Genomic DNA, 8,713 nt, shown 5'->3' on the forward strand with positions numbered 1-8,713 from the left:
ATGAACGATGAGGGTCAAGCTCACCCTGCGCCGTCCCGGCGCCCCGCTCACCGACATCGTGGTGATGGCGGACTCGACCGCGACGGTCGCCGACGTGGCGCGCCAGATCGCCGTGGCCGACCCGCAGCGCAGCATCCGCGTGGGAGCCGGTGACACCCTGACGCTCTCGGTGGCTCCGCCGACCAGCGATTCCCCCGAGGTGCTCAACCCCGACCTCGTCGTCGGTGACGCTCCTCTTGGTTCGGGCTTCCTCGCCGAGGTCGTGAACCTCGGACCCGACCGCGTCGCGACCGGCTTCGGCAGCGCTCGTCCCGTCGCGCTGCTCACCGTGCTCAGCGGTCCCGCCGCCGGTCGCGAGGTCTCGCTGCCGCACGGCCACTTCATGATCGGGCGCGATCCGTCCAGCGACGTGCACCTCTCCGACCCGCTGGTGTCGAAGCGGCACGCGCGCATCGAGATCGGGCCCGGGTTCGTCGAAGTCGTCGACCTGAACTCCGCGAACGGCATCCTCGTCGACGGCGGCATGGTGCAGCGCCTGCGGGTCATCCCCGGTCAGCCGTTCACGATCGGTGACGGCGAGCTCGTCGTGCACCTCGTCGGCGACTACGACGGCTCCGCCGCGGCGAAGGACCCGATCCTGGAGCGCGGCGGCGCCCTGCTGTTCAACCGCAGTCCGCGTGTCGAGGCGCGCTTCGTCGGCGAGGAGCTCGACGAGCCGCGCTATCCGCGCGATCAGGTGCAGCGTCTGTTCCCGTGGCCGATGCTGGTCGCGCCGATCCTGCTCGCCGTGACCATGTGGGCGGTCACCGGGCGTATGCTCTCGCTCCTCATGGCGGCGGCCTCGCCGATGATGATGTTCGGAAACTTCATCTCGCAGAAGACCAACCTCGGGCAGCGGCTGGGCAAGGAGTCCGAGCTCTTCGAGCAGCAGTACGAGCGGCTCGAGGAGAAGCTCTACAACGCGGTGCCCCTCGAGCGCGAGGTGCGTCAGAACGAGGTGCCGCCGGTCGGCGTCGTCTTCGACGAGGCCATGCGCCTCGGACCGATGCTGTGGACCCGCCGGCCCGAGCACTGGAACTTCCTGGCCGTGCGCCTCGGCACCTGCACCGACAGCTCCCGCACGATCATCAAGCGCACCGAGACCCCGGAGGCGCTGCCCGAGTACGTCGAGCGCGTCGACAGGCTCGAGGACCGTTACCGGCTGATCACGGATGTCCCGGTGCTGGAGTCGCTGCAGAGCGTCGGCTCGCTCGGAGTCGCCGGCCCGACGGCCTTCGCCGCCGACGCGCTGCGCGGGCTCGCCGTGCAGCTGTTCGGCATGCACTCGCCGAACGAACTCGTCACCGTCGCGCTCACCGAGCCGGGCTGGGCGCAGGAGCTGGACTGGCTGAAGTGGCTGCCGCACACCTCCAGCGAGCGCAACCCGTTCAAGGAGATGCCGCTCGCGGACTCCGCCTCGACGGGCAACGCACTGCTCAGCGGACTCGAGGAGATCGTGATGCGCCGGTCGAAGGCGGCCAGCGCCCCGCGCCCGCCGTACGGCGACGACTGGGACCCGATGCAGTACGGCACCGATGTGAAGCGCGCCGCCGAGGAGGCGACGTTCCCCGGTCAGACCGCGGTGCTGGTGATCGTCACCGATGACGCACCGGTCGATCGCGCGCGCCTCACCCAGGTGCTCGAGCGCGGCGCGGACGTCGGCGTGTACGGACTGTTCGTGGCGCCCGTGGTCGAGGCGCTGCCCGCCGTCTGCCGCACCTTCCTCGACGTCACCACGGGACTGGATGCCGCGACGGTCGGCACCGTCCGCAGCGGCCGCGACCATCGGGGCGTGGCGGTCGAGGGCGTGTCGCACGCCTACATGACCATGTTCGCCAAGCGCCTTGCGCCGGTGGTGGACTCCAGCACCGTGGTGGAGGACTCCTCCGACATCCCGAACTCGGTGATGTTCCTGTCGCTGGTCGGCGGCGAGCTGGCCGAGGACCCGAACGCGGTCATCGACCGCTGGCGGCAGAACAACACGATCATCGACCGCTCCGGCGTGCAGCAGCCGCGGTTGAAGAAGGCCGGGAACCTGCGCGCCATCATCGGGCAGTCGCAGACCGACGCGATGACGCTCGACCTGCGCCTGCAGGGACCGCACGCCCTCGTGGGCGGCACCACCGGTGCCGGAAAGTCGGAGTTCCTGCAGGCCTGGGTGCTCGGCATGGCCGCGGCGCACAGCCCCGACCGGGTCACCTTCCTCTTCGTGGACTACAAGGGCGGCTCGGCCTTCGCCGACTGCGTCGATCTGCCGCACACGGTCGGTCTGGTGACCGACCTGAGCCCGCATCTGGTGCGCCGTGCGCTCACCAGCCTGCGCGCCGAGCTGCACCACCGCGAGCACCTGTTCAACCGCAAGAAGGCCAAGGATCTTCTCGAGCTCGAGAAGCGTCGCGACCCCGACACCCCGCCCGCGCTCGTGCTCGTCATCGACGAGTTCGCCGCGCTGGCGGGCGAGGTGCCGGAGTTCGTGGACGGCGTGGTCGACATCGCCCAGCGCGGCCGCTCGCTCGGCATCCACCTGATCATGGCCACGCAGCGCCCCGCAGGCGTGATCAAGGACAACCTGCGTGCGAACACGAACCTGCGCGTCGCACTGCGCATGGCCGACGAGTCCGACTCGAAGGACGTCGTGGACGACCCGGTGGCGGCGAGCTTCTCGCCGTCGATCCCCGGCCGCGGCATCGCGAAGACCGGCCCCGGCCGCCTGGTTCCGTTCCAGTCGGCATACGCCGGCGGATGGTCAAGCGACGAGGTGCAGGCGGCCGACGTGAAGGTCGCAGAGCTGCGCTTCGGCTCGATCCAGCTCTGGGAGCCCGAGCAGGCGCCGGAGTCGGACTCGCACGACGAGGATCTCGGCCCGAACGACCAGAAGCGCATCGTCGCCACGCTCGTGAAGGCAGCCGCCCAGGCATCCATCCCGGCCCCGCGGCGGCCGTGGCTCGACGACCTGGAGCAGGCCGTGGACCTGCGCGACCTGCCCGTCCTGGGAGACGGGCAGATCCTGCTCGGCAAGCAGGACGTGCCGGAGCGGCAGCTGCAGGAGTCCGCGTACTTCCTGCCGGACAAAGACGGCTCGCTGCTGATCTACGGCACCAGCGGTGCGGGCAAGTCTACGGTGCTGCGCACCATGGCGATCGCCGCCGGGTACCAGTCGTCGTCGCAGGTCGAGGTCTACGGACTCGACTTCGGCTCCGGTGCGCTGAAGAGCCTGGAGATCCTGCCGCACGTCGGCTCGATCATCTCGGGCGACGACGCAGAGCGCGTGCAGCGCATCCTGCGCTCGCTCGCCCGCATCCTCGACGACCGCGGCAAGCGGTTCAGCGCGGCCAACGCCGCGAGCCTGACCGAGTACCGCGAGATCACCGGTCGGGACGAGTCCCGGATCCTGTTCCTCGTCGACGGGTTCCCGCAGTTCCGCTCCGAGTGGGAGTCGACGACCGCGCGGATGCCGTTCTACCAGACCTTCATGCGGATCCTCGGCGAGGGCCGACCGCTGGGTGTGCACGTGATCGCCAGTGCCGACCGGGCCGGCTCCGTGCCGACCGCGGTCAGCGCGAACGTCTCGCGTCGCGTGGTGCTGCGTCTCGCCGACGAGACCGGATACGCGATGCTGAACGCTCCCAAGGACGTGCTCGACGAGCGCTCCGCTCCCGGGCGCGCGATCGTCGACGGCCGGGAGACGCAGATCGCGACGCTCGGCGGCACGCCGAACGTCGCCGAGCAGACCAAGCTGCTCGAGCAGCTCGCTGCCGAGCTTCGATCCACCGGTGCCCGCGAGGTGGCCGAGATCGGGTCGCTGCCCACCAGGCTCGCGCTGCGCGACCTGCCGGACCGTGCCGACGACATGCCGGTGCTCGGAATCGCCGAGGACACGCTCGCGGCGCGGGGGTTCGACCCCGTCGGCACCTTCGTCGTCGCGGGGCCCCCGCTGTCGGGCAAGACCAACGCGCTCAAGGCGATCATCACCTCGGTTCGCCGCTTCGACCCCGCGGTCAAGCTGTTCCACTTCGGCGGGCGCCGCGCGGTGCTGAAGGAGTGGGCGGACTGGACCCGCAGCGCCGTCACCCCGGACGACGCGAAGGAGCTGGCGAAGGAGATCACCGAGATCGCCGGCGACGAGTCGGTTCCGGTGCGCATGCTGATCGTGATCGAGGACGTGCCGCAGTTCGCCGACAGCCCGGCGGAGCGCGACATGAAGGCGATGTTCCAGGTGATCAACCGCAGCGACCACCTGCTGATCGGCGACGCCGACGTGACACAGGTCACCAGCGGCTTCGGCTTCATCGGTGACTTCAAGGCCGGCCGCAAGGGCATCATTCTCAAGCCGGACGCCTTCGATGGCGACGCCGTGTTCAAGGTGCCGTTCCCGAAGGTCAAGCGCAGCGACTTCCCCGACGGCCGTGGCATCTTCGTGCAGAACGGCCGCCCGGTCACGCTGCAGATGCCGCTGGTGGAGGGGGACCGGCTGGCGTGAGCGGGGAACGGCCCCCCACCTTCGACCTGGCCCCGCTGCGCGCCCCGGTGCCTGCGGCTGAGGCTGCGGTGGAGGCTCGGCAGCGGCTCCGCGACGAAGGGGCGGGCGAGCGCGAGTGGCAGATCACGACACGGCAGGTCTTCAAGGCAGTCGTGCTCGTCGTGGGCGCCGGAATGCTGGCGGTCCTGTTCATCCTCATCGTCCAGTTGCTCTGCGGAGGTGTCGGGCTCGAGATCTCGACGATCGTGATCGGTGCGATCATGGTGCTCCCGCTCGCCATGGCCCAGACCCGCAGCCTCCGCGCAGGGCTGCCGGAGCTGCGCCGGCGCTGGTTTCTGCTCAGGCGCTTCGCCGCGACCAACGGGTTGACCCACCGCATCATCCGGCCCGATCCGCCCGAGGGCGCTGCGCTGTTCGACGCCGCCCGGGGCGCAGACACGACCGAAGTGGTCTCCGGCGGTTCTCCTCGGGCGTTCGAGGTCGCGAACGTCCGGTGGGACACCACCACAGCCCGCACCCGGATGCCGCATGAGGCCGCCTACGTCGGGTTCGACACGTTCGCGGACCTCCCGCCGGTCGCCCTGATGGCGACATCGACGAAGGACGGGGTGGGGGTCTCCGAGTGGAGACCGAGGCGCGGGCAGCGTCCGATTCAGTTCGGCGGCGTCCTGGACGCGCACTTCACGGTGCACTGCGCCCCGGTAGACGACGACGCGGTGCGCAGGATGCTGGCCGGCGCGCCATCCGAGAGTCTGATCGCGCTCGCCGCGGAGGTCGACGTCGAGGTGGCGGCCGGGCGCGTGTTCTTCCTCCCGCGCCACAGCATGCGGTTCGAGGAGCCGGCGTTCTGGGAGTGGGTGGAGGACCTGGGGTGGATGCTGGACACGCGGCTCGACCCACGGTCGGAACTGTCGAGCTTCGTCGTCCCCGCGGACGATGCTGCTCGGGCGGAGCGCCGCCGGCAGCTGTTCCGCAGGCCCGGCGCAGGTCGGAGCTTCATGATCGGATGCCTGCTGCCGCTGGCTGTCGGGGTCGTGCTGGCCATCGTCACAGCGGCATGGGCCTGAGCGGAGGTCGGCGATGAGGACCGACGTACGTCTGGCCGGGACCGACGCGGCCGTCCGGGCCGTCGCACGAGAGGCTGTCGACCTGCTGCGCCGGGCCCAGGGGAGCGCGGCGCTGTTCGGTGGGCTCTGGAACCTGCACCACAGCCGCCGTCGGTTCCTCGCCAGCGCTCGTACGGCGGAACAGCTGCCCGCACCGGATGCTGCCGGCGGGCGGCATTCGGGCAGGACATACCGCGTGATCTGGGGCATCCTCCTCGGCATCGGACTGGCGGGGGCCGTGGCCGCAGCGTCGATGCTCGGACCACCCGACCGCAAGAACCGGTACACCGATGTCGACTCGGCTTTCGTCGTCGCTGTGGTCGGCGCGGCCGTCGCGCTCCTCTTCCTCCTGGTCGTCCTGCTGCTGCGTGTACCCGACCCGAGGGCCGCGGAGGGCGCGGAGATGGTCGCCGTGGTGACCGGCATCCTCTGCGTCGTGATCCTCGCCTTCCGCCTGGTCGCCGGAACGGGCGATGGCCGCGGCTTCGGCACCGACGATCTGGCGATCTGGATACCGATGATGACCGGCATCGTCCTGCTGCTCGGCGGGATCGCGCTGCGCTGCGATCCGGTGCGCCGGCAGGCGCGTCCGCCGCATCCTGTCCGCGCGTCCGCGCCGTCTGCCAAGGCGGGCGAGGAGCTGCGCCGCCGCGCGGAGCACCTCGCGGTATCCGTACGATCCGACGCCGCTGCGGATGCCGAATGGATGACGCGACTCGACGTCCTGGCGATCCGCGGGATCGACGCCGAGAGCGTCGCCCAGGCACGTACGATGACTCCGGCGGCGTGGCTGGCCTGGCTCGCCTACGACGGCGAGATCGACATGTCCGGTGTGGTGCCTCGATCATGACCCGGACTGACTCGGAGGGGTCCGTCCGGCCCTCGCTCCCGAATCGGAGCCCCGGATGACGACATTCGACAAGCGCACCCTGACCGAGCCCGTGGATCGCAAGACGGGCCGTACCGAGGCCCTGCACATGCTCGCGGCCACGGGCGACGGGGTGACGACGCGGCGGTTCGCCGCGAAGACCTGGTTCATCGGAGTCGGGACTGCGGTGGGGATGGCACTCGTCGCAGCCGGTGCCGTCCTGATCCTCGGGATGATCGTGAGCCTCCTCACCGGACACGGCATCTCGCCGGTCTCCGCTGTGCTCGCGTGGGCGATTCTCGCCGTGCCGTACGGATACCGGCGCATCGGTCGGATCGTCGTGCAACTGCGGGACACGGAGGACCGCTGGTACCGGCTGCGACGCTTCGCGCAGGCGAATGGGTTGACGCACGAGCTGAAGGAGACAGAACCCGTTCGCGCGGCCGCCATCTTCGCTCGGGCGGAAGGGCCCCAGCTCGACGACCCGGTCACGGGAACATCACCCCGGCCTTTCGAGGTCGCGAACCTCAGCTTCCACATCGGTGGGGGACAGGCGCGGATCGACGTGGCGATGGCCTACGCGCGTTTCGTCGTGAGCGCGGAGCTTCCACCGATGAGCCTGCAGTCGGTGACGGCGCGAGGCGGAGCCGCCTGGCGCGTGGAGAAGCCGCAGACGGTGATCAGCGTGGACGAGGAGTTCGACCGGCGGTTCAAGGTCTTCTGCGGCCCGGAGGATGAGGCAGCGGTCCGCGCCGTCCTCGATGCGGGTACCCGCGGTGCACTGCTCACGGTCGCCGGGGACGCCGATGTCCAGGTCATCGGCCAGGAGGTCTGGTTCGTCGCACGCCAGGATCTGCGGCTGCAGGATCCGGTGGTGTGGGAGTGGGTCGAAGACCTGTCCGGTCTGCTGGATCGGGGGTTGGATCCGCGCCCCGGAGCGGCGACGCCTGACGACGATCCGGCGCGCGCGGAACGGTGCCGGAAGCTGCTTCGCGGGGCAGGGGCCGCCCGGCCGTTCCTGCTCGGCTGTCTGGTTCCGATCGTCCTCGCTACCGCCGTGGTCGTGATCGGAGCCCTGGTCAGATGAGAGATGTGAAGCATCGGGATCTCGTGATGTGCTGAAGACTGCACTTGGCTGATCATGGAAAGGGGGCGACGGATGACGAACGATCGAGACGCCGTTGCTTGGGCGCGGGGGCTGCCGGAAGGCGCCAGGGCGCCCTGGGCCGAACTCGAGGCACTCGTCTTCCGTGGACGTCCGCGTGTGCTCGCCGAGCTCGGCGGCGCCGGGGCGTTCAGACGGCGCTCGATGCAGGCGCGCAGCCCCGGGTTTCTGATCGGCCTCGTGCTCGCGGCGCTTCCCGCGCTGGTGCTCGTACTGCTCCCCGTGCTCGCCTTCACCACGCTGGGCGGCACTGACTTCGGCCTGGTCCTGGCCGATTCCGCGGTCGCGGTTCCGACCGCCGGCTGGCTGATGGCGGCGACCGCAGGGTGGCAGGCAGTCACCCTGATGCGGGCTGCCGTGGGCCGAAGCATCGCGGAATCCGAGTTCGGCGGCTGGGTCGCGGTCGTGGTCGGTGCGGTCACCGCCGTCTTGATCTGGGTGCGCGGTGCTGCGGACCAGGTGCCGGGATGGCCGGGGTGGACGGCCGCGGCGGCGCTCACGGTCCTGCTCGGCGCGGCCGTCGTCCTGCTGGCGCACCGCGCTCGCCGCAGCGAGGAGACGCGCGCACTGCCGCACGCAGGCGGGGCCGGGAGCGGGGCCGCGCCGATGCCCGACGCCGACGTCACATCGCGGCGCATCGCGGCGATCGCTGCGATCCCGGCACAGGATCGAGAGCGGATCCGTGCGGAGCTCGCGGAGGCGATCGGTGTTCTGCGCCGCAGGGGGATCATCTCGCCCGAGCAGGCGACGCGAGCGCTGCAGGCCGAACTCGGGTCCCTCGCGCAGAGGATGACATTGTGACGACGTACCGCTGATGCGGACGGCGTGCCTCGCTTCGGGTCTCCCTGACGGTCAGCATTCCGCGCGCTCGGCCGGATGGGTAGTTGTACCCATCGACTGTTTTTGAGGGTGTCTCGTAGGGTGGTTGTTGTCGGGCCGGTTCGGGTCCGGTCCAACCGTTTTTACCGGAGGTGTTGACGATGGCCGATTTCGGTGCGTCTTATGCGGAGATGGAGCAGGTGGCGTCGTCGCTGTCGCAGGCTCGTGATGACATT

The 8,713-nt window shown here is 70.3% G+C and carries 5 protein-coding genes; all 5 read left to right on the top strand.

Annotated elements, in window-relative coordinates:
• Window positions 1-7: 7 nt before the first annotated feature.
• Complete coding sequence (locus tag ACFVDO_RS17715) at window positions 8-4,519, top strand: FtsK/SpoIIIE domain-containing protein (RefSeq protein ID WP_378859004.1); 4,512 nt, start codon at window positions 8-10, stop codon at window positions 4,517-4,519.
• Window positions 4,516-5,586 (top strand): hypothetical protein, encoded by a 1,071-nt coding sequence (locus ACFVDO_RS17720; protein ID WP_378859005.1) that lies wholly within the window; start codon window positions 4,516-4,518, stop codon window positions 5,584-5,586. The genes ACFVDO_RS17715 and ACFVDO_RS17720 overlap by 4 nt, the downstream gene beginning before the upstream one ends.
• A 13-nt stretch (window positions 5,587-5,599) precedes the next feature.
• Entirely contained in the window at window positions 5,600-6,475 is an 876-nt protein-coding gene (locus ACFVDO_RS17725; RefSeq protein ID WP_378859006.1) for a hypothetical protein, read from the top strand.
• Window positions 6,476-6,530: 55 nt separating this feature from the next.
• Window positions 6,531-7,580 (top strand): hypothetical protein, encoded by a 1,050-nt coding sequence (locus tag ACFVDO_RS17730; RefSeq protein WP_378859007.1) that lies wholly within the window; start codon window positions 6,531-6,533, stop codon window positions 7,578-7,580.
• Window positions 7,581-7,652: 72 nt separating this feature from the next.
• A complete protein-coding gene (locus tag ACFVDO_RS17735; protein ID WP_378859008.1) occupies window positions 7,653-8,459 on the top strand; it encodes a hypothetical protein in 807 nt (268 codons plus the stop codon).
• Window positions 8,460-8,713: the final 254 nt, after the last annotated feature.

Origin of the sequence: Microbacterium sp. NPDC057741, from assembly GCF_042798735.1 — a bacterium.
GTDB lineage: Bacteria > Actinomycetota > Actinomycetes > Actinomycetales > Microbacteriaceae > Microbacterium.

Bases quoted from the DNA above. Each gene is read 5' to 3' on its own strand.
- ACFVDO_RS17715 (WP_378859004.1), top strand. From the start codon at position 8: ATGAGGGTCAAGCTCACCCTGCGCCGTCCCGGCGCCCCGCTCACCGAC.
- ACFVDO_RS17735 (WP_378859008.1), top strand. From the start codon at position 7,653: ATGACGAACGATCGAGACGCCGTTGCTTGGGCGCGGGGGCTGCCGGAA.
- ACFVDO_RS17730 (WP_378859007.1), top strand. From the start codon at position 6,531: ATGACGACATTCGACAAGCGCACCCTGACCGAGCCCGTGGATCGCAAG.
- ACFVDO_RS17725 (WP_378859006.1), top strand. From the start codon at position 5,600: ATGAGGACCGACGTACGTCTGGCCGGGACCGACGCGGCCGTCCGGGCC.